Genomic DNA, 25,331 nt, shown 5'->3' on the forward strand with positions numbered 1-25,331 from the left:
CGATCATGCCGCCGGCGTCACCGGCGCGCTCGTGGAAACAGGACAAGCCAAGTTCCGGCCGAATGACGAGGATGCCGACGACAGTCCCTATGCCGATGTCAGAGCAGATGACGGCACCCTCCATCGTCTATGGGGCGTCAGCCTGCCGAAGGCGCTCGAGGAAGGTGGCGTCTCAGAAGGCGATACCGTCACGCTGCGCAAGGACGGCGTCGAGCGGGTGACGATCAAGGTTGCCATCGTCGACGAACAAACCGGCCAGAAGCGGTTCGAGGAAAGAGAGGTCGACCGCAACGTCTGGACCGCCAAGCGGATCGAAACCGCCGAAGCGCGTCAGCAACGGATCGAGCGGGAAAGCCATCGACCGGATGTGTTCAAGCAGCTGGTAGAGCGCCTGTCGCGTTCCGGCGCCAAGACGACGACGCTCGATTTTGAAAGCGAGGCCGGTTATCGCGCCCATGCCGACGACTTCGCGCGCCGCCGTGGTCTCGATCACCTTTCGCTTGCCGCAGCCGGGGCGGAAGAAAGCCTTTCCCGGCGGTGGGCCGGGATTGCCGAGAGGCGCGAGCAGCTGGCGAAGCTGTGGGAGCGGGCAAGCGTTGCGCTCGGCTTCACGATCGAGCGGGAACGGCGCATCGCCTACAACGAGGAACGGGCTGAACCCCAAACCGTCTTGGAGGCGGATGTTGCTCGCGGCCGATATCTGATCCCGCCCACCACGGGCTTTGCCAGGAGTGCCGAGGAAGATGCGCAGCTGGCACAGCTTTCGTCTCCTGCCTGGAAGGAACGGGAAGCCATCCTCCGGCCGCTGTTGGAGAAGATCTATCGTGACCCGGATGCAGCCCTTGTCGCCTTGAACGCGCTTTCATCGGATACAAGCGTCGATCCGCGCAGGCTTGCCGATGATCTTGCCAAAGCACCCGAGCGGCTCGGCCGCCTGCGGGGTTCCGAGCTGATCGTCGACGGTCGTGCGGCACGCGACGAACGAAATGCCGCGATCACTGCCTTGACGGACTTGCTGCCGCTCGTCCGCGCCCATGCCACCCAGTTCCGCCGGAATGCCGAACGCTTCGAAAGCCACGAGCAGCAACGCCGCGCCCATATGGCATTGCCGATCCCGGCGCTCTCCGAAAAGGCGATGGCACGTCTTACCGAGATCGAGGCGGTGCGCAGGCAAGGTGGTGACGACGCCTACAAGGCCGCCTTTGCGCTTGCCGCCGAAGATCGCTCGATCGTCCAGGAGGTCAAGGCGGTCAGCGAGGCGCTGACCGCCCGCTTCGGCTGGAGCGCGTTTACCTCGAAGGCCGACGCGGTTGGCGAACGCAACATGGTCGAGCGTATGCCGGAGGACCTCGCCAGTATCAGAGGCGAGAAGCTGACCCGGCTGTTCAAGGCCGTGAAGCGCTTTGCCGACGAGCAGCATCTCGCCGAGCGGCGGGATCGTTCGAAGATTGTTGCCGGTGCCAGTGCCGATCAAGGGATGGAGAATGTCCCCATGCTTGCCGCCGTCACCGAGTTCAGGACCGCGATCGACGAGGAGGCGCGCTCGCGTGTGCTCTCAGATCCTCTCTATCGCCAGCAGCGAGCAGCGCTGGCGGCGGTGGCAAGCGCGATCTGGCGCGATCCGGTCGGCGCCGTCGGCAAGATCGAAGATCTGCTTCAGAAAGGCTTTGCTGGCGAGCGCATCGCGGCCGCGGTGACCAACGATCCGGCCGCCTACGGCGCATTGCGCGGTTCCGATCGCCTGATGGACCGGATGCTGGCCGTCGGCCGGGAGCGGAAAGAGGCGGTGCAGGCCGTGCCTGAAGCCGCCGCCCGTTTGCGATCGCTCGGTTCGGCCTACGTCAATGTGCTCGATGCCGAACGCCAGGCTATCGCCGAAGAGCGACGGCGCATGGCGGTTGCCATTCCTGCTCTGTCGACGGCGGCGGAAGACGTGCTGATGCGACTGACTGCCGAGGCGAAGAACAACGACCGCAAGCTGACGGCTTCCGCTGCCCCTCTCGATCCCAGCATTCGCCGGGAGTTCGCCGCCGTCAGCCGGGCACTCGACGAGCGCTTTGGTCGCAATGCCATCATTCGCGGCGAAAAGGATCTCATCAACCGTGTGCCACAAGCGCAGCGCAGCGCCTTCGAGGCGATGCAGGACAGGTTGAAGGTCCTGCAGCGGACGGTGCGCATGGAAAGCAGCGAACAGATCATCTCGGAACGGCGCCAGCGGGCTGTCAGTCGTGGCCGTGGCATTGAACTCTGAGACCAACCGAGGAAGGCTCCATAAGCTTAGTCTTGCTTCTTTTGCCTGTTCTTCTGAGGGCGCGACGGCAGTCAGATTGCATCGCGCCCTCAGAAGGGCATTCGCTCCTGAACTACAAGCGGAGATTGTCCGATTGATGAGTAAATCTGGACGCGCGGCGGTAAACAGCTTGATCTGCTACCTCGGTTCTCGATTTCGCAGAAAATCACGGAGAAAGACGGGTCGTCAATCGTCGGCACTCGGCGGCTGAAACGTCACCAGCCGGATAACCGCCAATATGATCTCGAATATCCGCTTACGCATCGATATCGCTCCTTTGCGATCATATGCCGCCTCTTGCCTGGCGCCTTCAAACGAGCTTATCGTCGATCTCGAATGACTTGAGGTTATGGATGAAACGCGGACGCCTGCCATTGACGGCTTTGCGCACATTCGAGGTCGCCGGCCGTCTCGAAAGCTTCACGCTGGCGGCGCAGGAGCTGTTCATCTCGCAGGCGGCGGTCAGCCGGCAGATCCGCGAGTCTGGAGACGTTGCTGGGCGAGGCGCTCTTCGAGCGCCGCCATCGCGGCGTCCATCTGACCGCTTCGGGCAACAAACTGCTGGCGATCTTGACGTTATCCTTCGACCGGATCGACCAATGCCTGGAAGAAATCCGCAGCCGACCGGCGACGGCGGCGGTGACGATCAGCGTGGAACCTTCCTTCGCGGCGTGCTGGCTCGTTTCCCGCCTGACACCTGGTCATCACGTCCTATGCGGACCAGGCACTCCGATCGGGTCTTGGGATCGCTCGCTATCAGTGCTCGGATTGCGTCGGGAGAGACCCGTTTTCCCTGCAGAAGCCGGCCGTTTGCGGACAGTTCCGCATCGAAATTAACGTACGACTTCGCCTCCGAGGCAGAGAAACCCACTTCCTTCTGAAGCCATGTCGCAATTTTGAAGCGATCACCGTCCGGCAATTTCGCCTTCAGTGTTTCGACTGCCTTTGCGGCGCGTAAGAAGTATTCGCTTTGCTTCTGCGGCTTTTGGAACAGGCTAGAACCATTGGTCCGCAGGAGATTCATGACGATACCGGCATATATGTGCTGAAGGTCTACGACGACAAGACAAAGGAAGACGCGGCCAAATTCCTTCTTAATCGGCGGCCGAAGGGCTAGATTTCGGCGCCGTTTCGGCAAGGATTCGGTAACCATACTCAAGCGTTTTTGGGAGGCTGGGTTCGAGCTAGGAAACGTTCGAGTCTGTAAAATGCGCCGGCGTGGACCTGAACGCCATCGAGCTTGTGGGTACGAAGATCACCTAGGGTCCAAGACCATTTATTCCGCCGAGATTCACTTAAGCCTCACGCCTCGTCCAACAGCATCTCCGCGGTGATCTTATCCGTCACGAGGATGTTCACGTATCCGCCGCGCAGCGCGGCTCGGATCGCAGGAACCTTGTCCTTCCGATAGCGGCGACGACGACAGTCGATAAAGACCAGGCCCTTCGGATGGAGCCCGACACACTTGGACGGAGTGTTGGAATAGGAAGCCCGTCACGATGGCCGGCAGGGCCAGCCACCGTCGATCCACCTGGCCGCCAGAACAGTTCCCGTGAATACCAATGTCGAGGCGTTCGCCTCGAGCGTTCATTCGATGTCCCACTCCCGGTCCAGTTCCGCCAGCCTGGATTCGATCTGGTCGGAATGAGCCTCGTAGTAGGCGAGCCGATCCTCCATCTGCCAGCGCAGGCGTCGGTTGATCTCGTTTGATGTCTGGGCGCTGACCCGGTTTGCTGTCGTGGCCATGGTGCGTCCTCCTCTTCGCGGCAACCACAGGGCAAGCACAAAGTTCCGCGCCTGGCCTTGATGAAACGTCGTTATATATTATATGAGAATATATAATGAAATTTCACCCGGAGCCAGTCATGCGCATTACAACGATATCCGAGAAGCTTTCCGTCTCGCCGCAGCCGAGTATTGAGGACATCCAGTCGCTCCGCGACAAAGGATTCAAGACCCTCATCAACAACCGACCGGACGACGAGGATCCCTCACAGCCGGGCACGCAAGCGGAAAGTCAGGAAGCGAAGCACCGCGGCCTGACCTATGCGTTCATCCCGGTCACGGCCGGCACGATCACTGAGGCGGACATACGTGCGTTTCAACGCGCGGTCGACGAATCCGAAGGGCCTGCGTTCGCCCACTGCAAGACCGGTGCTCGGTCGCTGAACCTCTACCTCATCGGAGAGGTTCTTGACGGCCACTTGTCTGCCGACGAGGTCGTCGAGTTCGGACGCAGCCGCGGCTTCGACACCAGCGCCGCGGCAAGCTGGCTTGAGAAGAAGGCCGCGCGCCGTCCACAGGTGGAGGGCTTCTTCGATAAACGAACCTGGAGCGTCCAGTACGTGGTGTCCGATCCCGCGACCCGCAAGTGCGCCATCATTGACCCGGTGCTAGACTTCGATGAGAGGGCCGGTGCGACGGCGACCATCAATGCCGACGCGATCCTCGACTACGTCCACGACAACGGGCTGACGGTCGAGTGGATCCTCGACACCCACCCGCACGCCGACCACTTCTCCGCCGCCCATTATCTGCAAGAGAAGACCGGCGCACAAACGGCGATCGGCGAGCGCGTCGTGGACGTCCAAAAGCTGTGGAAGGGCATCTACAACTGGCCTGAGCTTGCCACCGACGGCTCCCAATGGGACCGGCTGTTTGCCCATGGCGAGACCTTCGAGGTCGGCTCGATCAAAGCCAAAGTGCTTTTCTCTCCGGGACATACGCTCGCCTCCATCACCTATGTGATCGGCGACGCGGCCTTCGTGCACGACACGCTCTTCATGCCCGACAGCGGTACGGCACGCGCCGATTTCCCCGGCGGTGACGCCCGCGTCCTGTGGAAGTCGATACAGGAGATCCTCGCGCTCCCGGACGAGACGCGGCTATTCACGGGCCATGACTACCAGCCGGACGGTCGGGCGCCTCGATGGGAAAGCACGGTGGCGGAGCAGATGAAGTCCAACCCGCATCTTTCCGGCGTGACGGAAGAGGAATTCGTGGCGCTCAGGACGAGGCGTGACAAGACGCTGCCGATGCCGAAGCTCATCCTTCATGCCCTGCAGGCGAACATCCGCGGCGGACGTCTGCCGGAGCCGGAGGCCAACGGCAGGCGCTACCTCAAGTTTCCGCTCGATGCATTACAGGGAGCAGCATGGGAATGACCACCGATCTAAAGGCGATTATGAGGGCGGGGCTTTCCCCCGCCGAGATGGCCAGCCGGGCCGGAGAGGTAGCGAACCTGCTGAAGACGCTGTCCCATCCGGCGCGCCTGATGATCGTCTGTACCCTGGTGGAAGGCGAGTATTCGGTCGGCGAGCTTGAAGAGAAGCTCGACCTCCACCAGCCGCATCTGTCGCAGCACCTGACGGTACTGCGTGGCTCCGGGATCGTCGAAACCCGGCGGGAGGGGAAACAAATCTTCTACCGCCTGACGGAAGAGAAGGCCGCGCAACTGGTCGCCGCCCTCTATGACATTTTCTGCGTAAAGGATGACAAGTGAACGCGTATCTCCCCTCATTGGTCGGGGGCATGCTGATCGGAGTGTCGACCGTCATGCTTCTGCTCCTTAACGGCCGGATTGCCGGGATCAGCGGGATCGTCGGGCGTCTCGCGCGAGGGATCGGCTTGACGACCAATCTCGCCTTTGCGCTCGGGCTGTTGCTCGGGCCGCTCGCCTATCTGCTCATGTTCGGCGGCTGGCCGGTCGTGCAGATCACCACCGGCTGGCCGCTGCTCATCGTGGCCGGACTGCTTGTCGGCTTCGGCTCGCGCATGGGATCGGGCTGCACCAGCGGCCACGGCGTGCTTGGGCTTGCCCGCCTGTCGCCGCGGTCGATGGTGGCGGTCGCCACGTTCCTGACGGCCGGCGTCATCGCCGTCGCAATTCTGCGAGGTCTCGGACTATGAACCGGAACATCCACCAATTCGTGGCCGCTCTCGCCTCGGGTATCGTCTTCGGCTTCGGCCTGTCGCTGTCCGGCATGCTGAACCCGGTCCGTGTCCAAGGCTTCCTCGACGTGTTCGGCGCCTGGGATCCGAGCCTTGCCTTCGTTCTCGGCGGCGCCGTCGTCGTCGCCTTTATCGGCGTGCAGGTGATGAAACGGATGAAGCGTCCCGCCTTCGACGACAGCTTCCACGTGCCGACGAACCGTCGGATCGATGCTCCGCTGGTCGTTGGTTCGGCCTTGTTCGGCCTGGGCTGGGGGATCGGTGGCTTCTGTCCCGGTCCGGCAGTCGCATCCCTATCGGTCGGCCTTCCGCAGACGTTCTTGTTCGTCGTCGCCATGCTGATCGGGATGACCTTGTATGACAGAGTATGGAGCAGACGGACGTGAACACCTCCATTTTGGCGGCAGTTGGCTCCGGCGGAATCGTCGGCTTCATGCTCGGCCTGCTCGGCGGCGGCGAGTCCATCCTGGCAACGCCCCTTCTGCTCTATGTGGTGGGGGTGACGCAGCCGCATATCGCGATCGGAACGGGTGCGCTCGCTGTTTCGGTGAATGCGTTCGCAAACTTTGCCAGCCACGCGATCAAGGGCCACGTCTGGTGGCGCTGCGCGGCCGTCTTCTCTGCACTCGGCGTCGTTGGCGCCCTCGGCGGCTCCAGTCTCGGAAAAGCGATGGACGGAGATCGCCTGATTTTCCTGTTCGGCATCCTCATGCTCGTCGTCGGCGTCCTGATGCTGAAGCCCAGGAAGCCAGTATCGATAGAATGCCGGCCCGTCGATCTTAAGATGTGCCTTGCCACCGCGACCGTCGCACTCGCCGCCGGCGTTACATCGGGTTTCTTCGGCATCGGCGGGGGCTTCCTGATCGTTCCCGGCCTCATGCTGGCGACGGGCATGCCGATGATCAACGCGATCGGCACATCTCTCCTCTCCGTTGGTACGTTCGGACTGGCGACGGCCTTGAACTATGCCGGTTCGGGCCTGGTGGAATGGTGGCTTGCCGCCGAATTCATCGGCGGCGGCATCGTCGGCGGCGTACTCGGCATGCTGCTCGCCAGCCGGCTCAGCGCCTACAAGAACATCCTCAACCGCCTGTTCGCAGCGCTCATCTTCGTGGTTGCTGCATACATTTTGTATCGGAACTGGGGGACGGTGGTGCCGGGCTAAGGCGCCAAGCGAAGGCCTCGACAGCAGGCGAGCCGCGACTTCCGGCCAGAAGTGACCCTTGCGTATGAAGAGCGAGCGACCGTTGCAACACCAACACGTTGACCATCTTGTAGAGACCAGCGGCGGCGTCGCTGATGGTGATGGTCGTACCCATCGTGTCTGAAAGCGACATGCCGCCACTCCGGCACGGCGCGCGTGCAAAGCGGCCGTGTCCTTCCTCAATGCGCCATGAATATTGGCATGCTGCTTTGCTCGATCATGTTGCGCGTCACGCCTCCGAAGAGCGTCTGCTGCCAGCGAGGGTGATTGTATGCTCCCATGACGATAAGATCAGCGTTCAGGTCCATCGCATGCTGCCTCAGGACCTCGTCGGCCGTGTTTCCGCCGCTGGCCACGCGATCGACCTGAACATTGACCCCGTGACGGGACAGGAAGCTCGCGATGTCGGCGCCTGGTTCTTCTCCATTCACCCGTTCTCGCGAGACTGGATCGACCATCGTCACGTAGACGCAGTCGGCCGTCTTCAACAGGTCGAGGGCCTGCCTTGCGGCACGCGACGCCTCGTCGCTCGAATCCCATGCCAGTACGATCGATTTGGAAGTGGAAGAGAGCGGCCGCCGTCCGCGGTTGATGATGACCGGCGTCGGCGTATGGAACAGAGCGCCATCCATGACCCGCTTCTGGAGTTCCTCGTCCTTGCACGCTTGGCGGCCGACGAGAACGACGTCGGCATAGAGCGCCCGTTCTGCAATGTCCTCCCGCGCAAAAGCATATTCCGTATAGACGTCCTGCACATCGTAGGACAGTTCGGTGCGCGAGAGATACGCCTTGATCTCTTCGGCTTTCTTGACGAGTTCCTCGATTTCGCGCTGGCGTTCTTCCAGCCAGACGGTCGACAGGGAGTTGTATTCTCCCATCATCGGCGACGCGCCCATGCAGATCACGACCGCGCTGAGATGCGCTCCGGAGGCTCCGCAAAACTCCACGGCGGCCTTCAGGTCCTCGTCGAAATATTTGGAAGTCAGGATGCTCATTACCGTGCGAATGGACATTTCGATCACCTCTCTTGTTGAATATCGAGAGGATAACGGCACTTGCGGCGACGTCTTTGATCTTCGTCAAGCATTGGATGAACGATCGCGGCGTCGCCGGGAGACCAACTTGTCGACCTCGGTCACGAGAACGAGGGAGCTAGCGATCAGCATGCTGAGGCCCCATTCAAGAGGCGTGATCGGCGAAAGGCCGAGCGTTCTGCTAAGCCACGGCACGTACATCGCCGAGATGTGGATCGTCTGAGCGGCGAGCACGCTGAGGAGCAGGAACCGGTTCCGAAGGATATCGACGGAGAATATCGATCGTCTTTCGGAGGAGCATGCCAGGGTCTGGACGTTCTCGAACATCACGAAGATCAGAAGCGTTATGTTGCGTGCTTCGGGAACGCCATATCCATGCGCAATCATCCACTGGAAGGCAAGGAACGCTGCTCCGCCGATCACAACCGTCGATTGGACGACGCGCCGGATCATCGTCCGGTCGAGGACAGGCTCGAGCGGAGAACGTGGCGGCCCCGCCAGTTCGTCTCCTTCCGGCCTGCCGCCGGCAAGCGCGACGTCCTGGATGCCGTTTGTCACGAGATTGAGCCACAAGAGCTGAACAGCGAGGAGCGGCATGGGCAGGCCGAATGGTAGCGCGAGCATGAAGAGCAGGACCTCGGCGGCGCCTGTTGCGACCGACATCAGCACCACCTTGCGGATGTTGCGATAGGCGGCCCGGCCTTCTGCGATCCCCGCGACGATGGATGCGAAGTTGTCGTCCGTGACGACGAGATCGGCGCTTTCCTTCGCCACCTCGGTTCCCCTGAGCCCCATTGCGACGCCGACATGCGCCTTCTTCAACGCCGGACCGTCGTTTACACCGTCTCCGGTGACGGCGACGATATGGCCATTGCGGATCAGGGATGCGACGATCGCCGATTTCTGCGCTGGCTGCACGCGGGCGTAGATGCGGGCCTCTCTCGTGATCTCGTCCAGCCGCTGGTCGCCCGCTCGAGCGGCTTCATCGATGTCGTGGCCCGAAACGACCTGGCCCGCGTGAAAGGTCAGGCCGGCATCTCTGGCAATCGCGGCAGCGGTCCGCGGGTCGTCCCCGGTCACCATCACGACCTCCACGCCCGCCGCGTGGCAGTCTTTCATAGCGTTCGGCACTTCAGGCCGGACCGGGTCCTGCAGTCCGGCCAGCCCCAAGAACACGAGATCGACAAGGTGACCGTGTCCGAGGCTTCCGGCGAGGGACGCGCCGATTTCCCCTTCGGCGAACGCGAGCACCCTGAGGCCTCGAGCGGCCATCTCTTCCTTCTGCGCCAAAAGCGACGCACGGTCGATTTCGACTACGTTTCCCGCGGAGTCCATGCGATCAGACATTTCTATGAGCACCTCCGACGCCCCCTTGACGAAGACATGAATCCGATCACTGCCGTGGTGGAAGGATGCAGCGTATTTGTGCTCGGGCTCGTAGGCGATCCTTGCCGCCAGCGGGTATCGGTCGTTCAACTCTTCCTGTCCCAGCCCGGCCTTCCGTCCTGCTGCAAGAAGCGCCACGTCGACCGTGTCTCCGGCGGCGACCCAGAGATCGTCGCGGCGAGCTAGGGTTCCTTCGTTTGCGAGCAGTGCAGCGCGTAGCAGCCTGCGCGCCCTCTCGCGGACAAGGTCGCTGTCCAGGCCGCTCGCCCTGATCTCGCACTTGTCGAGATCTGCATGGGCGTCCAGGGCGATGTCCGTGCCGTCCGGCAGGCGAATTTCGGTCACCGTCTGCACGTTGCTGGTCAAGGTACCCGTCTTATCCGTGGCGATTATCGTGGTCGAACCGAGGGCCTCAACAGCCGGCATGCTTCGGACGATGACGTTGCGGGCGGCCATCCGCCGCATGCTGACGGCAAGCGCGACAGAGATCGCGATCGGGAGCCCTTCGGGAACAGCGCTCACCGCCAGACCTACGGACATCATGATCAGATCGTGCAGAGGGAGGCCCCGCATGAAGCCCGCGACGACCAGCACCAACGCTGCCAATCCTACGAAAACCGCGAGCGCGTTCGTGAACTTCGCCAGGAGGGCGACGAGCGGGGGCTGCGACGAACCGGCTTTTCCCAGCTCGACGGCGATGCCGCCAAGCATCGTCTCGCTACCCGTAGCGGTCACAACGCCTTTGGCTCGCCCGCGCGTCACCAGGGAACCCGCAAGCAGTAGCAGGGCGCTGCGAGTTTCATCCGACGAGCCTTCGACTGTCCGCCCTTTGGAGACCGGCATCGACTCGCCGGTCAGAAGCGACTCGTCGCACCGGAGGTCGCTCGCATCGACAAGCGTCAGATCGGCAGGGATTCTGTCACCGGATTCCAGAAGAACGAGATCGCCCATGACCAGCCGCTTGGCCTCGATCCGGCAAGCCACCCCGTCCCGGATGACCCTGGCCAACGGCTGCTCAAGCTTTCGAAGGGCGGCCGCCGCTCGATCCGCCGAATATTCCTGGTAGGTGCCTATGGAGGCATTGATCAGAAGCACGACGAGAATGAACAGGCCGTCTTCGATCCTGCCGGTCGCAAACGAGAGCGCCGATGCTAGCAAGAGGATGTAGATGATTGGGTTGCGAAATTGGCTGAGGAAGACCTTCAGCGGCGATGGGGGCTCAGGCTCGGGCAGCGTGTTGGGTCCAAGCTCGGCGAGGCGTTCCTCGGCCTCGATGCTTGTCAGTCCGATCACCGCAGGCGTCGTGGGGGCGGGTGTCTGCGCCGTCAGATTCATCATGGGCTCCGGGCTTGTCGCGACGATTTCATTGAAGGCTCCCCCGACAGCCTATGTGCTCCCGCGCACGATGCATTGACCGGGATCAAGGAGCTTCGATCGAACTGAGATATGCTGGAGCCGATTTATGGACCGCAGCTTTATGCGGCCACGCGCTGCGCTGGGATCGGTTCCCGACGGTGCCGCGTGTGGACCCGCATTGATCAGGCAAGATTGGAAGGCACTAAAATGATTAGAAGCTCAGTACAGACCGTCTTGCAGACGATGAAGGATGACCTTGTCCGTCGTCTCGGAGCGATCGATGCGGATCTCTGCGTCGCGCTAGAGAAGGACAGCGAGGAGCGCGCGACCCAGGTTGAAAACGATGAGGTTCTTCGCGAGATGCAAGCCGAGGGGCGCGACCAGATCGGGGCCATCGACGCGGCGATCGACCGGCTGAACGACGGCACATACGGGCGATGCGTCAAATGCCGCCATCCGATCGGCAAGGAGCGGCTCGCGGCGGTTCCCTATACGCCGTTCTGCATCGATTGCGCAAAATCGTTCCGCTGAGGCTTCTGGATTGATGGGAGGGTGAGGGGTGGCTACAGCGGCGGCTTGGTGGGCTGGTAGGTGGACGTGGCCTGAGGGCGGGCTGTCGCGACTGAGGGAAGCCGGCTCCCGGTCTGGCCTTCTGGTGCTCTCGTCGCTGCTTGCGCTTGCGGCCGCATTCGCCTTCTATCTCGCGGGTTACGGCCTTGGATATCGGTTAATCCTGGTTGGCTGCACCAGCCTGAGTCTGCTGTCTCTTTGCGTTGAAATCGCCAAGAAGCTGCGGAAAGAGGAATACGGTCTGGACCTGATCGCGGCCCTGGCCATGGGGTCCTCCTTATGGTTCGGCGAATATCTCGCCGGAGCGATCGTCGGCCTCATGTATTCCGGCGGTCAGTTTCTGGAGGCATACGCACATCGTCGCGCCGACGAGGGGATGTCGGCTTTGCTGGCGCAAGTTCCGCGGACCGCCCTGCGGCTTGCCGGGAGTGGCTTCGAAGAAATTCCGATCGAGACGGTCGCAGTCGGCGACGTGCTCCTGATACGCAAGGGAGACGTCGTACCGGCCGACGGGGCGCTCGTCGGCGAATTCGCAACGATCGACCAGGCGGTTTTAACCGGAGAGCCTTTCCCGGTGCGCATCGCCAAGGGTGGAAGCATTTCGAGTGGCGCTACGAACGAGGGCGACGCGGTTGAAATCCGTGTTCTAAGCCGTGCCGAGGACAGCACCTATGCAGGAATAGTCAGACTCGTGGAAGCGTCGAAGCGATCCAAGGCGAAGCTGATGCGCCTGGCCGACCGGTTCTCGGTCTGGTTCCTGTTCGCTACGATCGCGGTCGCAGGACTATCGGCAATCTTGTCCGGAGACATGTCACGGATCGTGGCCGTCCTGGTCGTCGCCACGCCATGTCCGTTGATCTTGGCCGTACCCGTCGCACTTGCAGCCGGCACTTCAAAAGCCGCCAAGGAGGGCGTTCTGGTGAAGGGAGCGGGACCTCTTGAGGCCCTCGCCCAAGCCACCGTAGTAGTGTTCGACAAGACGGGGACGCTCACCGCAGGACAGCCCGAAGTCGGCGCGATAGACGGCCCGGAGCATCCAGACAGAATCCTGCGGCTGGCCGCCTCGCTGGACCAGGCGTCCGGCCATGTGGTCGGACGCGCGCTGGTGGACGAGGCGCATAGGCGTGGATTGGTGTTGACCCGCCCGTCGGGGGTGACCGAGACTGCGGGATCCGGGATCTCCGGAATCGTCGATGGCGTGCATGTCGACGTCGGAGGAGACACCTATTTCGGAGAGGCTCCGCCGTCCGGGCCGAACGGTTCAAGCAGCGCAATGCGTGTGAAGGTGCTCTTTGACGGCGCGTCGGCTGGCACGATCACGCTCGAAGACCGGCTTCGCAAAGACGCCGTCCAGCTCGTCAACCAGCTCAGGGCATCAGGGATTTCTCGAATAGTCCTCGCTTCCGGGGACGAGCTGCCTATCGCGACAGCCATAGCTCGCTCTCTGGGCTTGGACGACGTCGCGGCGAGGCTCGATCCTGCAGACAAAGTCGCAGTCATCGAGAAGGAGCGCGTCCACGGGAGAGTTCTGATGGTCGGCGACGGAGTGAACGACGCGCCAGCGCTGGCGGCAGCCGAAGTCGGAATCGCGGTGGGCGTCGAAAACCTTGCGGCGGCTGCGGAGGCTGCGGATATCGTGCTCGTCCGGGACGACCTCACGCAGATAGCGAAGGCGATCGGCATCGCGCGTCGTTCACGCAAAATCGCGCTTCAGAGCATCTATACGGGTATAGGTCTCTCGCTCATCGCGATGGGGTTTGCGGGAGCGGGATACCTTCCGCCGGTTGGCGGCGCGTTGCTTCAGGAGGCCATCGACGTGGCGGTCATCCTCAACGCCCTTCGCGCCCTCTAATGGGCGAGAAGCACTGGTAGCTCGGCCTTGACGAGCAGTTCCCGAGTGACGCCGCCGAGGATGAATTCACGAAGCCGGGAATGGCCAAATCCGCCCGCGACCAGGAGGTCCGCTTTTCGTTCCAGCGCGGCCGATTGGATGGCAGCGGTCGCGGTCTCTCCACCTGCCTGAATCGATACGCCTTCCACTTCGAATCCCGAGTGCGTCAACGAGGAGATCAGGAGCGAGCGGTTGGCCTCGTCGATCTCCTTGTCGTCGGTGATCGAGATGACCTGCACCTTGGTCGCGCGTTCGATGAAAAAGCGGGCGCAGGATAGGGCACGTGCTGCGGTGGCGCTGCCGTCCCAGGCAACGGCGATCGTGTCCACGCGAGAGCAGACGCTGGTGGCGGGAAACAGTACGATGGGACGGCCACTCCCGAACAGCAGCGTCTCGGAAAACTGGCGGGACAGTTCCGAGGCCTCGACGATGGAGAGGTCGTGACACCTGGCGATTTAGGAAAAACGTTCGTAGACGAACGGCTCCGTGGCCTCGAATCCATGGATTCGCACTTCGACGCCAGTCTCCGAAGCAGCGTGAGTGAGATGTTCCCGCAACGAAGTCCCGCTGTGCCGGCTATTCCCCTCTGCTTGTTCCCGCCATGTGTCGACATCGATAAAAGTGGGAAAGGGCTGATGGACCTGGGGGATCCGGACTTGCGGGATGCTGGCGACGAGATCGGCGTCGTTCTGCCGAGCGAGGTCGATAGCATTGTCGACTATGGTGAAGGAACTGGGGTCGGGATAGGTCGATAACGGGAGATGGAACTGCGGCTTCATGCTGGCCTCCTGAGGTTAAACAGCCGTCATGATGCCTGCCGCGGAGAGAGTTCGCATTGCGCTTTGTCAAGGCCGCGGCGCAACGAAGCTCCTATGATCGTGCCTTCATTAAAGCTGGAGGACACGGCCATGACGATCAAGCTGAGGGAGATCAACCCCGGTGAGTGCTACCGGATCCTTGAGAACGAGCGCTTCGGTCATCTCGCCTGCTGCAAGGATGGGCAGCCTTACGTGGCGGCGATCTATTTCGCCTTTTCCAGCGGGGTTGCCTATAGCTTCACCATGCCCGGCAAGAAGCTCGACTGGATGCGGGGAAACGACAAGGTCTGCCTTCACGTCGAGCAGCGTTCGAGCGCCGGCGGGTGGACGAGCGTCGTCGTCGAAGGCAGGTTCGAGGAGTTTCCTGACAGCGACGCGCGACGAAGCGAAAGGCTCCATGCATGGTCGCTTCTCCAAAAGTATTCGGACTGGTGGGAGATCGGCTCCATGAAGCCCCACGAGCTCCCCATGCTCGACGGCTCTCCTCACGTCTTCTACGGGATCGTCGTAACGGCCGTGTCGGGTCGAAGCGCAGTCAGGACGGAATGAAAGGCGATCCTCGCGCTGATTCCACATCCCACAAACGGAGCACCACATGCCATATCCCCCCAGCCTGCATCGCAGCGCCACGCTCAACGCCGACCTCCCGCCCATTGTTAGCACGGGGTTCCTGATTCAAGGTGAGATCTGCGCCGCGTCGGCCAGGGTCACCACGGATTTGACGGCGTCCGCCGCGCGACGAGGGCTACGATACTGTGAATTCCTGGCTCGACTTGTCTGCAGCATCGACAACGGTGATGCGGTCGAGGCCCTTTCGGACTACGTTGAGAGCGAGCTGGAGGAGTATCCCAGGGAGGTGGCGCGGCTGTGCGAGGCCGGGTCACGAACGTTGTCGCACGCCGCCGAACTGTATCGAGACGCCGCCGCCGGTCAGGTCCGGGAGGCTGAAGCGAAGACGGTTGTTTGAAGCGCGCGGCTCACCGGGTCGTTCGCAAGACGAGCACGGAGCATGGTGCGCGCTGCACGACGTGCTCCACGACTGAGCCGAAGACCCGGTCGACCACGTCGTCCCGGTGAGAGGCGATCAAGACGAGATCGGCGGCGATCTCCTTCGCGATGGCGACGATGACCTGAGACGGGTTGCCCGCGCGAACGTGTATCGAAGCAGGAGTGCCGGTCGACCGCAAAGCTTCCGAAAGTCTGGTCTCGGCGGCGGCCATCACCTCGACCGCCCAATCGTCCGGAGAGGCCGACGAGGGCAGACCCTCCAGAGCGTGAACGAGGTGGAGGCTTCCGTTGGGCGCGAGCTGCGCGCGGGCCGTTTCGACGAGCTGGAGCATGCGTTGCCGGGATCCTCGGCCGATCGCGCAGACGACTGTGGCGAACATGTCAGTATATGTCCTTTCCAGACAGGCTGACGAACTCGGTGGTCAGTCCATCGCCATGCGCTTCCTTGAGAAGCCGATCGGCGCTCATGATGTCGAGACACATGGTGCCAGTGAAGGATTGCCGGAGCGCGCAGCAGAAATGGTCTCTCGCCCACGCCTGGCCTCGCGGCGTTGCCGCCGTCACCTCCCAGCGATCCTCGTCCCGACGTTCGAGAACAAGGTCTGCGGACGTTCGCTCGACTGGAGGAATGGTCGTGGCTATGTCGGTTGCTGCCTTGCGGGTCTTTTCTTGTTCGCGCATGTCCGTCTCCTTTGGATGAGGTCGTGGCGCTGTGTCCAGAAGGCTATCTGCTCCAAGGCGTTCCGTCTTTGACGAGCATCAATCCGGATGTTTGACCGGGATCAAGCCAAGGTCGGGAAGGTGGTGATACGATTAGAGCGTGGCACATGCCGGTGGAGGGAAGCGTGAGGGCGATGGTACTCGAACAGGTGGGGCGGCCGCTCCGTCTCGTGGAGCGGCCGGACCCGCCAGCGTCGCCCGGCCACGTCGTCGTCAAGGTGGGGGCCTGCGGCGTCTGCCGGACGGACCTTCACGTCTGCGACGGAGACCTCTCCCAGCCAAAGCTTCCCCTCGTTCCGGGTCATGAGATTGTGGGAACCGTGATCGCAACGGGCGAGGGCGTTCCTCGTCGTCTTATCGGTCGAAAAGGCGGGGTACCCTGGCTGGGCCACACCTGCGGCCACTGCCCATATTGCCGAGAGGGTCGCGAGAATCTTTGCGACGCCCCCGGCTTCACCGGCTACTCGATCGACGGCGGCTTCGCGACGCATGCGGTCGTCGAGGCGGGCTACGCGTTCGAACTGCCTGATGATACGGACCCGGTGGCGACCGCGCCTCTTCTCTGCGCTGGCCTCATCGGGTGGCGATCCTTGAAGATGGCGGGCGAGGGGAGGACGATCGGCATCTACGGGTTCGGCGCGGCCGCCCACATCCTCGTGCAGGTGTGCAAGCATCGGGGCCAGAGCGTCTATGCGTTCGTGCGTCCTGGAGACGAGGCTGGGCGGAAGTTCGCGCTTGATCTTGGCGCCGTCTGGGCCGGGTTCTCCGGTGAGAGGCCGCCGGTGCCGCTCGACGCCGCCATCATCTTCGCGCCGGCCGGCGAGCTCGTGCCGATGGCGCTCGACGTAGTGCGGAAGGGCGGAACGGTGGTCTGCGGCGGCATCCACATGTCAGACATCCCGAGCATGCCCTACCGTCTGCTCTGGGGCGAGCGGCGGGTCGTCTCGGTGGCGAACCTGACGCGGGGCGACGGGGCGGAATTCTTCTCGATCGCGAAGGCGGCCGAGGTCAGATGCGTCACCATCGTCTACGCGCTTGAACATGCAAACGAGGCTCTCGACGACCTGCGGGCAGGCCGCATCAACGGCGCAGCCATCATCGTGCCATAGCCGCCATCCTCGTTGACGAGGATCAATGCGGATCGATCGGGCAAAACTGAAGCTTCTTCGTCAAGACGTCCGTCGACAACCGGCGGCGCTTCCGCGAGGAGATCAGAGATGTCGCGTTCGTTGCTAGCCCTGGGGGCGCTCTTCATCGCAGGTGAGAGCCTGTTGTCGGCTCCAGCCGTTGCAAACAGCCTGTCGCTCGCGCCGATGCTCCAGCGTGTCGTGCCGAGCGTCGTCAGCATCTCGGTGCAGGGCAGGGAACTCGACGACGCGGATGCGACGCTCGCCGATCCCTTCTACAGAAAATTCTTCGGACTACCTGACGACGCCGCGCCGGCAGAGCACGGCTTCCAATCGGCCGGCTCGGGTGTCGTCATCGACGAGGTCCACGGCTACATCGTCACCAACCAGCATGTCATCGCAAGCGCCTCGAAAATCGAGGTGGCGCTCTCCGATGGCCGACGCTTCAAAGCGAAACTCGTCGGCGCCGATCCCGAGACGGATGTCGCCGTCGTTCAAATTCCACCCGATCATCTTGTTCAGGCCGATTTTGGAAGCGCGTCCTCGCTCCATGTCGGCGACGTGGTCGTGGCGATCGGAAATCCCTTCGGCCTGGGCCAGACCGCCACTATGGGCATCGTCAGCGCGCTTGGACGCCGCGCCGTGGGATCGGAGGGGTACGAAGGATTCATTCAGACGGACGCTTCGACAAATCCCGGCAACTCGGGCGGCGCACTTGTAAACGAGGACGGCGTCGTCGTCGGGATCAACAGCGCGATCATCGGGCCGGCCGGCGGAAGCATCGGCATTGGTTTTGCAGTGCCCGCCGAGACTGTCGGTATCGTGATGCGGCAGCTCATCCTGACCGGCAAGCTGGTACGCGGCGAGGTGGGACTGGTCACGCAGGACCTGACGCCCGGTCTTGCAAAAGCGTTCGGCGTCGATGAAGGGCCGGGGGCGCTCGTCAGCGAAGTCCGACCCGGTTCGCCGGCTGCGAATGCAGGAATTCAGCCGGGCGACGTCGTCCGAATGGTCGACGGAAGGACGGTGCGCGGCGCGTCCGACGTCCGCAGGCTTGTGGGATCGCTACCATTGGAGTCCAAGCCGTCCTTCCAGATCGATCGCGCCAGCCGAAGGATAGAGGCCTTTCCTGAGGTATCCGCCGCACCGGTCGCCGAACCGGCCGCTCCTCGTACCATCCATATCTCCCGTGGCCCTCTCGCCGACGTCGAGATGGCGAACTCCCCCGACGGTCTCGGCGCGCGCGTCGTCGTCGTCGCCGAGGGTTCGGTCGCGGCACAGGCCGGCCTGCAGCCAGACGACGTTATCGTCGCTCTCGACCAGCAGCCGGTGACCGACGTCGGGCAACTGCTCGCAATACTCTTGAAGGAGCATGCCCGCGCGCTCGTCACGGTCGTGAGGAACGGCCACCGCCTCTTCGTGGCCGCCGACGTCCAGACCCAGTAGCGATCTCGCACACGGTGTTCGGTCCGATGAGATCGCAAGGTCGCTCTCGTGGTTGATGAAGATCAACGACGAAATTCTGCGGCGCTGGCACCATCGGCACGTCGCAAACCTGAAGGAGGTTGTCATGAACGACATTCATCTCAGACAGAGTATTCTCGACGAAATGGAATTCGAGCCCAGCATCGACGCGGCTGGCATCGGCGTCGCGGTTCACAGCGGGATTGTAACCCTGACCGGTCACGTGCGTACCTACGCGGAGAAGGAAGCCGCCGAGCGGGTGGCCAGTCGCGTCAAGGGCGTGCGCGGAATTGCTGCCGAAATTGAAGTGCGTATCTTCGGACCCAAGGAAACGGACGACGACGACATCGCCCGGCGGGCTGTTAAGATGCTCGACTGGAACGTCTCCGTGCCAAAGGATTCCGTGCAGGTGCGGGTCCTCAAGGGGTGGGTCACCCTGCGGGGCGAGGTCGAGTGGCAATATCAAAAGAACGCAGCCTACGACGCCGTGCGCGATCTCGCCGGCGTTGTAGGGGTATCCAATCTCGTGGAGCTGAAGCCGCGCATTACAGCCGTGGACGTCAAGAAACGCATCGAGGATGCTTTCCAACGCGACGCCGCTCTGGAGGCCGATGCAATCAGAATCGACGTCCAAGGCAGGAAGGTCACCCTATCCGGCAAGGTGAAGACCTGGTCAGAACGGCAGGCAGCGGAGCGCGCTGCATGGTCTGCTCCGGGGATCAGCACTCTCGACGACCGGCTGACGGTCGGGTGATCGAATATTGGGAGCGGCTGGACGTTAAGCCGCGCAGCCCATTCAGCAGCGAGGGCACCAGTGCGAGCGCCCTCGCATACGCCATCAATTTCCGAGCTCGAAGATGGGAGCACCTCTTGGGCCTTGCCCCGACTTCCGCGTCGATCTCGTCTTCGAAACGAACCTTTTGCCTGCCAATGCAGAACCTCCGTTGCGAGCGTCAGGAGCTTGTTGTCCTTGGAAGACCGATCTTTCGGGAACGTTGACTGAATCTGCCGCGGATATCGACCTCGATGTTCCGTCACCAATAGCGACAGCGCGAATGGGAGCTATGAGTTGGAACCCGCAGTCACGCAGGATCGCAACCATGCCTCGCGTCGAGCAGCAGCCTGAGGCGGGTCGACATCTCCGAGGCCGTGTACGGCTTCTTTAGCCAGCCGGCGCCCGCTTGGATCTCCTTCTCCGCAGCATGAGGCTCCGAAAAGCCCGACGTGAGGAGAATTTTCACCCTCGGCCAGCGCTCGCGTACCTTCCGGGCCAGTTCGTCGCCGTTCATTCCAGGCATGGCCACATCACTGAACAGGAGCGCTACGTCGTGCCCCGCCTCCAGCTCCTTCAACGCGTCGATCCCGTTCGTAGCTTCGATGACGGAGTAGCCGAGCGTCAGCAGACGGCCGACCGTCACTCTGCGAACTCTCGCGTCGTCTTCGACGACCAGGATGGTCTCGGTGCCAAGAGAGGGGGCGTCCTTGGCTTGCTGCTCGTCCGGATGGGAATCCTTTCCGGTGTCGGCGCGTGGAAGAAACAGGCGAACCGTCGTCCCCTCGCCAAGTTCGCTGTAGAGCTGCAAGTGCCCTGCGGATTGCTTTGCGAAACCGTAGACCATGCTGAGTCCAAGCCCCGTTCCCGAGCCGGTCGGTTTCGTGGTGAAGAACGGCTCGAAAGCCCTCTCCATCACCTCGGATGTCATTCCGGTGCCTGTGTCGGTGACCGAAATGAGGACGTATCTGCCGGGGCGGATCGCCGGATACATCCCGGCGTAGTCGGAGTCGATCTCGACGCCTGATATCTCGATCGTCAGACGGCCGCCGGCAGGCATCGCGTCTCTGGCGTTGATCGAAAGGTTGAGAAGCGCGCTCTGGAGTTGCGCCTTGTCTGCCATTGCGCTCATCCGCCGCCCAGGAATGATCGTCCGGAGTTCGACGGAGTCGCCCAGCGTTCGCTGGACGAGGTCTGAAAACTCTCCAAGCAGGGCGCTGACGTCCAGCTCTTTTGGTGCGAGGGCCTGCCGCCTTCCGAATGCCAGAAGCTGGGAGGTCAGTCTGGCGCCGTCGTCGGCCGCTGACTGCGCCTCCCGCAACAGGGACAACTGCCCCGGTTCGGCAAGACGGGCCTCCAGCATTTCGAGATTGCCGCTGATGACGGCGAGCAGATTGTTGAAGTCGTGGGCGAGTCCTCCCGTCAACTGTCCGACCGCCTCCATCTTCTGCGACTGCCGCAGCTCGGCTTCAATGCGGTGGCGGCTCGTCAGATCCCTGACGAAGCCCGTGAACGTCCGCCTTCCGCCGGCGACCGCCTCGCCGACCGAGAGCTCCATCGGAAAGGTGGTCCCGTTCTTCCTCAGGCCGACGACCACGCGCCCGTAGCCGATAATCCGGCGGCGTCCGGTCCGAATGTACGAATCCAGATATCCGTCGTGAGCCTCCCTGTCCGGAGACGGCATCAGCATGGAAACGTTCTGCCCGATGGCCTCGTGCGCGGAGTAGCCGAAGAGTTGCTCCGCCGCAGTGCTGAACGAGGCGATGCAACCCTTGTCGTCTATCACGATCATTGCGTCGGGGACCGTAGCTAGGATGGACTGGAGGTGTGCCTGCCGCTCCCGCAGCTCGTCCTCGACCTGCTGCATGAGGGTCACGTCGTTGTTGGACTGGACGATGAGCGTGTCCGGATCCCCAAGCTCGAGAACGGTCCACCGCGTCACGATCGCGAGTCTGGCACCATCCTTTCGCCGGTGCCCCACCTGTCCGGTCCAGGACCCGTTGTTACGCACTTCGGTCCGAAGCTCCTCCACGTCCGCCGGAAATCGCGTGTCCAGGAGATCGTGAACCACCTTTCCCACGGCCTCCGACGCGGACCACCCGTAGAGCTGCTCGCAGCCCGAGGTCCAGCGCTGGATAACGCCATCGAAGCCGTGGACGATCAGATTGGAGCCGTCGAACATGCGCACGATCCGGTCCAGGTCTGTCTCACTGATAGCGTGTTCCAGCATAGCGTGCTCCTGCGTCTACGTCCTCGAACACGTCGTCCGGGTCTTCGTCGGCGGTGCGGGCCAGTGCCAACCGGCTCGCAACCTTGAACTGATGCTTGTCCGCAGGCAATAGTATGCCTTTGGCGACCAGCTTGGTAAGCGTCCTCGACACGGTCTCGATCGTCATGCCGAGATGGTCGGCGATATCGGCGCGGACCATTGGCAGACTGATCGTCCGGCCGTCCCGTCCCTCGCTCCGTTCCAGCCGATGCAGCAGGAAAGTGCAGACGCGTTGCTCGGCGTTCTTGTGCGACAGCAGGAGCATGTGGTCCTGCGCTGCGGAGATTTCGTCGCGAAGTTGCGACAGGAGCTGAAGCCGGAAATCAGGCACGAGTTGCAGTTCCTCTTCCAGCGTCCGCTTGTTCATCCGGGTGAAGGCCACCTCATCGATAGCCTCGCCTGCAAACATGTAGCGGTTGCGAAATGATAGTCCGACCAGGTCGCCTGCACCAAGAAAACCAATGATGAGGCGGCGGCCGTCGGGAAGGAACCGGCATATGCGGACGTTCCCGCGCACGATGCGAAACACGTGCCGGGCGGCGTCGCCCTCAAAGAAGATCGTGGTTCCCGACTGGGCAGTCTCGACGGTCTGGTGCATGAACAGCGGGGCGAAGTCGATCATTCCATGCGACAGTGGCCGTTCGAGTGAATGGATGTTTGATACCGCTTGCATGTCGTGGCTCCATCTGCCGTTGCGTGGCCTGGATTTGACCGAACGCTGATGACACCGGAATGCGAGAAGCGTAAGACTTGGTGCGATTGTGTAACAATCCGTAACAAGCGAAGAATGCTGGAATGACGAGCGGAATTGTCAGACGGACCCGCATACTTGTCGTGGACGACGATGTCCGGATCCAAAGAATGCTCGCGCAATATCTCGGCGAGGAGGGATTCGACGTCGACGTGGCAGGCAGCAGCTCGCAGATGCGCGCCAGAATGGCCGGGGCGAAATTCGACGCCGTTCTGCTTGACCTCGTCATGCCGGGAGACTGCGACGGGCTCCAGCTCGCAAGGGAAATCCGTTCAGGGTCGGACGTTCCCATTATCATGCTGTCCGGCCGCGACGATGTCATGGACCGCGTCGTCGGTCTGGAGGTCGGCGCGGACGACTACATTGGCAAGCCATTCCATCTCCGGGAGGTGCTCGCCCGCGTGAGGACGGTCCTGCGGAGACGCACAGTTTCCAACGAAGCCGCACCCCCGGAAGCAGGCGTGCTCTTTTTCGCTGGATGGCGGCTTGACGTGGAACGGAGAGCGGTGACGAACCCGGCCGGGGACGAAGTGGCGATGTCTACGGGGGAGTTCGACATGCTGCATGTATTCGCCACCCATGCAGGGCGTGTCATGACGCGTGACATGCTGATGGACTTGACGCACAAGCGCGGCCGCGACGGCTTCGACCGCACCATCGACGCACTGATCGTCAGGCTGCGGCGCAAGATAGAGACGGATGCGGCCAATCCTAGCCTGATCAAGTCTGTTCGTGGCGTCGGATATCTCTTCACAGCAAGGCCGGAGACGGCTTCCGGTCGATCCTGAACATCAGGCCATGATCCCACCGACGAAATCGGTCTTCGCTTTCCATCTCTGAGAAATCACCTGGAAACTGCGCCCAGAACCGCATGTAGTCGCATCCCGCCGATCGCCTTCGAAGCGAGGTGAACAGGAGGTCCGTGATGGTCATGTCGTCAATGACGCTCGCCACCGCGAAGATCGGAACGTCCATCAATCGTCCGGCGATCGGATGCGCGCCGATCCGGTAGGCGGCCAGCCCACGCACATAGCCTGCCGGATCCTTTAACGAGACGAGCGTCCACCGATCGGCGTTCGCCACCACTTGCGCCCAATCGTCGGCAGAAAAGCACGGAGCCGCCACCTGAATCAGGCTGTAGGCGATCAGCGCATCGTCCAAGTGGAGCAGGCGGACGCAATATCCCGATGTCATGGCGGCTTTCCTCCTCGATTGAGAGGAAATGTTCGCATGGTCCGACAGTTGGGGCCTTGTCCCAGGTCAATCCTCAGTCCGAGGAAACTCGAATGACAAAAGCCAGGGTGATTTGACGGTGATCAAAGACTGAGGATGCAATGGACTGTTCTATCTGCGCATCGCCGCCTGCGAACGACGGCATTCTTGAGAGAAGGAGAATGACAATGGCAGATTCTGCAACGAAACTTTCCGTAAAGACAGAAGCAAGGCCGGCGGCGCCAGTCGACCGCTGGTGGCCCCTCGACAGCCTGCGGTCCGAGATCGACCGCGTGTTCAGCGACTTCGGGAGCCCGTCGATCTTCGACCGGGCCTTCAGCAGGATGCCGGCTGCGTTCTCGCGCGGCATGCTCGCCGTCGATCTCGTTGAATCCGACAAAGCCTTCGAGCTGTCGGCCGAGCTTCCAGGCGTGGACGCCAAGGATCTTGACGTCACGCTCGCCGACGGGGTTCTCACCATCAAGGGCGAGAAGAACGAGGCCAAGGAGGAAAAGGAAAACGACTATTACCTTTCCGAACGGCGCTACGGATCATTCCACCGAAGCCTGGAATTGCCGCGCGGCGTGGACAGCGAGAAGATCGAGGCGAAGTTCTCCAACGGCGTTCTCAAGGTAACGCTGCCTAAGACGCCCGAGCGGCAGAAGAACGACAAGAAGATCACGGTCAAGGCGGCCTGACGGTCAACCCTCCGCTACGCCGAGGGGGTGGCGTACGGTGGGCGCGGAGAGAGGGAGGGGGCGGCGACCCCTCCCTCTTTTTCAGTTGATGCGGATGTGGTTCTCGACGGTGGCAACGCCTGGAACAGACCAGGCCGTCCGTTCGGCGACGCCGCGCTCGTGCCAGGCGCGCACGCCGCCTTCGAGAACGACCTTGTCGTCCTGAACCTTCACCGAAATGCCGCCGGCGTCGACTTCGGCACTCCGCTTCAGCGCGTCCTCGATCCGACGGCGGACGTCCGGCACCGATGGGCACGGCCGTATCGTCAGCAGATTGAGGACGCCGACCACGCCGCCGAGCTTCCTGACTGCACGTTCGGCGGCAGCCCTCTGGAACTGCCAGCGCACTTCGCCCGACAACGTCACCCAGCCCCTCTCGACCTTTACATGAACCGGTCCCTCCGGAAGCGCCGTGTTCCAGGCGATGATGTCGATCGCCCGCGATGCAATCTGGTCGTCCGCATGCTGCTTGTGACCTACGCACCGCACCTCGATCTCCACAGCCACCGCCCGGACGCCCTTCACCCGCGCTGCAACGTCTTCCGCTGTCAGCTTTTCGGTATAGGTCGACACGTGACCGGAGAGGATCGCAATGCCATCTTCCACCGAGACGCCGATATGCGCGGCGTCGATGCTGGGTTCGAACGCCAGCTCGTCGAGTATGTCCTGTTGGATTCCTAAGTCCGTCATTTCTACCTCCTGTTGGGGTCCGAAGCCCGTTGGCCTCGCGAGGTATGATGCGCCGTCCAAAATTTCTGGCGTTGCGCTTGG

The 25,331-nt window shown here is 62.3% G+C and carries 25 protein-coding genes and 3 pseudogenes; 16 read left to right on the forward strand and 12 right to left on the reverse strand.

The features are described from left to right. Together BS629_RS37455 and BS629_RS37460 are read left to right on the forward strand one after the other, a co-directional pair. The coding region (locus tag BS629_RS37455) for a BID domain-containing protein (protein WP_198943677.1) at positions 1 to 2,251 on the forward strand (2,251 nt) is incomplete at its 5' end. Between the two features lie 392 nt (positions 2,252 to 2,643). Continuing rightward, positions 2,644 to 2,983 (forward strand): annotated as a pseudogene (locus BS629_RS37460) (LysR family transcriptional regulator); the annotation flags it as partial. On the opposite strand, the gene BS629_RS37465 reads toward BS629_RS37460, so the two are convergent. The 3 genes and pseudogenes from BS629_RS37465 to BS629_RS40180 form a co-directional block, all read right to left on the reverse strand. Beyond that, a complete protein-coding gene (locus tag BS629_RS37465; RefSeq protein ID WP_018246449.1) occupies positions 2,937 to 3,443 on the reverse strand; it encodes a hypothetical protein in 507 nt (168 codons plus the stop codon). The pseudogene BS629_RS37460 and the gene BS629_RS37465 overlap by 47 nt on opposite strands. 161 nt (positions 3,444 to 3,604) lie before the next feature. Further along, positions 3,605 to 3,691 (reverse strand): annotated as a pseudogene (locus BS629_RS37470) (sugar-binding domain-containing protein); the annotation flags it as partial. A 186-nt stretch (positions 3,692 to 3,877) separates the two neighbouring features. Next, complete coding sequence (locus tag BS629_RS40180) at positions 3,878 to 4,036, reverse strand: hypothetical protein (protein ID WP_018246450.1); 159 nt, start codon at positions 4,034 to 4,036, stop codon at positions 3,878 to 3,880. 119 nt (positions 4,037 to 4,155) lie between these two features. Here BS629_RS40180 and blh point away from each other — a divergent pair, with 119 nt between their 5' ends. The 5 genes from blh to BS629_RS37495 are packed head-to-tail and all read left to right on the forward strand — an operon-like array spanning position 4,156 to position 7,406. Next, a complete protein-coding gene (blh, locus tag BS629_RS37475; protein WP_018246451.1) occupies positions 4,156 to 5,454 on the forward strand; it encodes a bifunctional sulfur transferase/dioxygenase Blh in 1,299 nt (432 codons plus the stop codon). After that, positions 5,445 to 5,792 carry a sulfite-sensing transcriptional repressor BigR gene (gene bigR / locus BS629_RS37480; protein WP_018246452.1) on the forward strand — a complete coding sequence of 116 codons (348 nt, stop codon included), beginning with the start codon at positions 5,445 to 5,447 and terminating at the stop codon, positions 5,790 to 5,792. The genes blh and bigR overlap by 10 nt, the downstream gene beginning before the upstream one ends. After that, positions 5,789 to 6,199 carry a YeeE/YedE family protein gene (locus BS629_RS37485; RefSeq protein ID WP_018246453.1) on the forward strand — a complete coding sequence of 137 codons (411 nt, stop codon included), beginning with the start codon at positions 5,789 to 5,791 and terminating at the stop codon, positions 6,197 to 6,199. The genes bigR and BS629_RS37485 overlap by 4 nt, the downstream gene beginning before the upstream one ends. Then, positions 6,196 to 6,627, forward strand: a complete 432-nt coding sequence (locus BS629_RS37490) for a YeeE/YedE family protein (protein ID WP_018246454.1) — start codon at positions 6,196 to 6,198, stop codon at positions 6,625 to 6,627. The genes BS629_RS37485 and BS629_RS37490 overlap by 4 nt, the downstream gene beginning before the upstream one ends. Beyond that, entirely contained in the window at positions 6,609 to 7,406 is a 798-nt protein-coding gene (locus tag BS629_RS37495) for a sulfite exporter TauE/SafE family protein (RefSeq protein WP_018246455.1), read from the forward strand. The genes BS629_RS37490 and BS629_RS37495 overlap by 19 nt, the downstream gene beginning before the upstream one ends. Positions 7,407 to 7,624: 218 nt before the next feature. Here BS629_RS37495 and BS629_RS37500 read toward each other — a convergent pair whose 3' ends face one another. Beyond that, complete coding sequence (locus BS629_RS37500; protein WP_018246456.1) at positions 7,625 to 8,458, reverse strand: universal stress protein; 834 nt, start codon at positions 8,456 to 8,458, stop codon at positions 7,625 to 7,627. A 66-nt stretch (positions 8,459 to 8,524) separates the two neighbouring features. After that, positions 8,525 to 11,203: a cation-translocating P-type ATPase gene (locus BS629_RS37505; protein ID WP_018246457.1), complete on the reverse strand. Its 2,679-nt coding sequence runs from the start codon at positions 11,201 to 11,203 to the stop codon at positions 8,525 to 8,527. Between the two features lie 225 nt (positions 11,204 to 11,428). Between BS629_RS37505 and BS629_RS37510 the strand changes: the two genes are divergently transcribed. Together BS629_RS37510 and BS629_RS37515 are read left to right on the forward strand one after the other, a co-directional pair. Beyond that, positions 11,429 to 11,752 carry a TraR/DksA family transcriptional regulator gene (locus BS629_RS37510; protein ID WP_018246458.1) on the forward strand — a complete coding sequence of 108 codons (324 nt, stop codon included), beginning with the start codon at positions 11,429 to 11,431 and terminating at the stop codon, positions 11,750 to 11,752. Between the two features lie 28 nt (positions 11,753 to 11,780). Then, complete coding sequence (locus tag BS629_RS37515) at positions 11,781 to 13,643, forward strand: heavy metal translocating P-type ATPase (RefSeq protein ID WP_018246459.1); 1,863 nt, start codon at positions 11,781 to 11,783, stop codon at positions 13,641 to 13,643. Here BS629_RS37515 and BS629_RS37520 read toward each other — a convergent pair. Continuing rightward, positions 13,640 to 14,461: pseudogene (locus BS629_RS37520) on the reverse strand (universal stress protein). The gene BS629_RS37515 and the pseudogene BS629_RS37520 overlap by 4 nt on opposite strands. A gap of 129 nt (positions 14,462 to 14,590) precedes the next feature. Between BS629_RS37520 and BS629_RS37525 the strand changes: the two are divergent. Beyond that, the gene (locus BS629_RS37525) at positions 14,591 to 15,049 is read left to right on the forward strand and encodes a pyridoxamine 5'-phosphate oxidase family protein (protein ID WP_026188768.1); all 459 of its coding nucleotides are present in this window, start codon (positions 14,591 to 14,593) and stop codon (positions 15,047 to 15,049) included. Between the two features lie 46 nt (positions 15,050 to 15,095). Beyond that, the gene (locus BS629_RS37530; RefSeq protein WP_018246461.1) at positions 15,096 to 15,467 is read left to right on the forward strand and encodes a hypothetical protein; all 372 of its coding nucleotides are present in this window, start codon (positions 15,096 to 15,098) and stop codon (positions 15,465 to 15,467) included. 10 nt (positions 15,468 to 15,477) lie between these two features. Here BS629_RS37530 and BS629_RS37535 read toward each other — a convergent pair whose 3' ends face one another. Next, positions 15,478 to 15,888: a universal stress protein gene (locus tag BS629_RS37535; RefSeq protein WP_018246462.1), complete on the reverse strand. Its 411-nt coding sequence runs from the start codon at positions 15,886 to 15,888 to the stop codon at positions 15,478 to 15,480. A gap of 1 nt (position 15,889) precedes the next feature. Then, complete coding sequence (locus tag BS629_RS37540; RefSeq protein ID WP_018246463.1) at positions 15,890 to 16,189, reverse strand: hypothetical protein; 300 nt, start codon at positions 16,187 to 16,189, stop codon at positions 15,890 to 15,892. Between the two features lie 164 nt (positions 16,190 to 16,353). Here BS629_RS37540 and BS629_RS37545 point away from each other — a divergent pair, with 164 nt between their 5' ends. From BS629_RS37545 to BS629_RS37555, 3 genes are all read left to right on the forward strand, one after another. Then, complete coding sequence (locus BS629_RS37545; RefSeq protein ID WP_026188769.1) at positions 16,354 to 17,337, forward strand: zinc-dependent alcohol dehydrogenase family protein; 984 nt, start codon at positions 16,354 to 16,356, stop codon at positions 17,335 to 17,337. 108 nt (positions 17,338 to 17,445) lie between these two features. After that, positions 17,446 to 18,801, forward strand: a complete 1,356-nt coding sequence (locus BS629_RS37550) for a trypsin-like peptidase domain-containing protein (protein WP_018246465.1) — start codon at positions 17,446 to 17,448, stop codon at positions 18,799 to 18,801. Positions 18,802 to 18,925: 124 nt separating this feature from the next. Further along, complete coding sequence (locus BS629_RS37555; RefSeq protein ID WP_026188770.1) at positions 18,926 to 19,573, forward strand: BON domain-containing protein; 648 nt, start codon at positions 18,926 to 18,928, stop codon at positions 19,571 to 19,573. 328 nt (positions 19,574 to 19,901) lie between these two features. Here BS629_RS37555 and BS629_RS37560 read toward each other — a convergent pair whose 3' ends face one another. After that, the gene (locus BS629_RS37560; protein ID WP_018246467.1) at positions 19,902 to 21,821 is read right to left on the reverse strand and encodes a hybrid sensor histidine kinase/response regulator; all 1,920 of its coding nucleotides are present in this window, start codon (positions 21,819 to 21,821) and stop codon (positions 19,902 to 19,904) included. After that, positions 21,799 to 22,482, reverse strand: coding sequence for a helix-turn-helix domain-containing protein (locus tag BS629_RS37565; protein ID WP_245268291.1), 684 nt, complete (start codon positions 22,480 to 22,482; stop codon positions 21,799 to 21,801). The genes BS629_RS37560 and BS629_RS37565 overlap by 23 nt, the downstream gene beginning before the upstream one ends. Before the next feature lie 173 nt (positions 22,483 to 22,655). Here BS629_RS37565 and BS629_RS37570 point away from each other — a divergent pair, with 173 nt between their 5' ends. Then, positions 22,656 to 23,399, forward strand: a complete 744-nt coding sequence (locus BS629_RS37570; protein ID WP_018246469.1) for a response regulator — start codon at positions 22,656 to 22,658, stop codon at positions 23,397 to 23,399. Here BS629_RS37570 and BS629_RS37575 read toward each other — a convergent pair. Next, positions 23,362 to 23,805 carry a hypothetical protein gene (locus BS629_RS37575; protein WP_018246470.1) on the reverse strand — a complete coding sequence of 148 codons (444 nt, stop codon included), beginning with the start codon at positions 23,803 to 23,805 and terminating at the stop codon, positions 23,362 to 23,364. The two genes, BS629_RS37570 and BS629_RS37575, sit on opposite strands and share 38 nt — an antisense overlap. Positions 23,806 to 24,011: 206 nt before the next feature. On the opposite strand from BS629_RS37575, the gene BS629_RS37580 reads away from it, so the two are divergent. Beyond that, positions 24,012 to 24,521 carry an Hsp20/alpha crystallin family protein gene (locus BS629_RS37580; protein ID WP_026188771.1) on the forward strand — a complete coding sequence of 170 codons (510 nt, stop codon included), beginning with the start codon at positions 24,012 to 24,014 and terminating at the stop codon, positions 24,519 to 24,521. An 81-nt stretch (positions 24,522 to 24,602) separates the two neighbouring features. Here the strand turns inward: BS629_RS37580 and BS629_RS37585 are convergent, their stop codons facing one another. Beyond that, complete coding sequence (locus tag BS629_RS37585) at positions 24,603 to 25,250, reverse strand: BON domain-containing protein (protein ID WP_018246472.1); 648 nt, start codon at positions 25,248 to 25,250, stop codon at positions 24,603 to 24,605. Between the last annotated feature and the right edge of the window lie 81 nt (positions 25,251 to 25,331).

Source organism: Rhizobium leguminosarum bv. viciae USDA 2370 (assembly GCF_002008365.1).
In the GTDB taxonomy this organism is placed as follows: Bacteria; Pseudomonadota; Alphaproteobacteria; order Rhizobiales; family Rhizobiaceae; genus Rhizobium; species Rhizobium leguminosarum.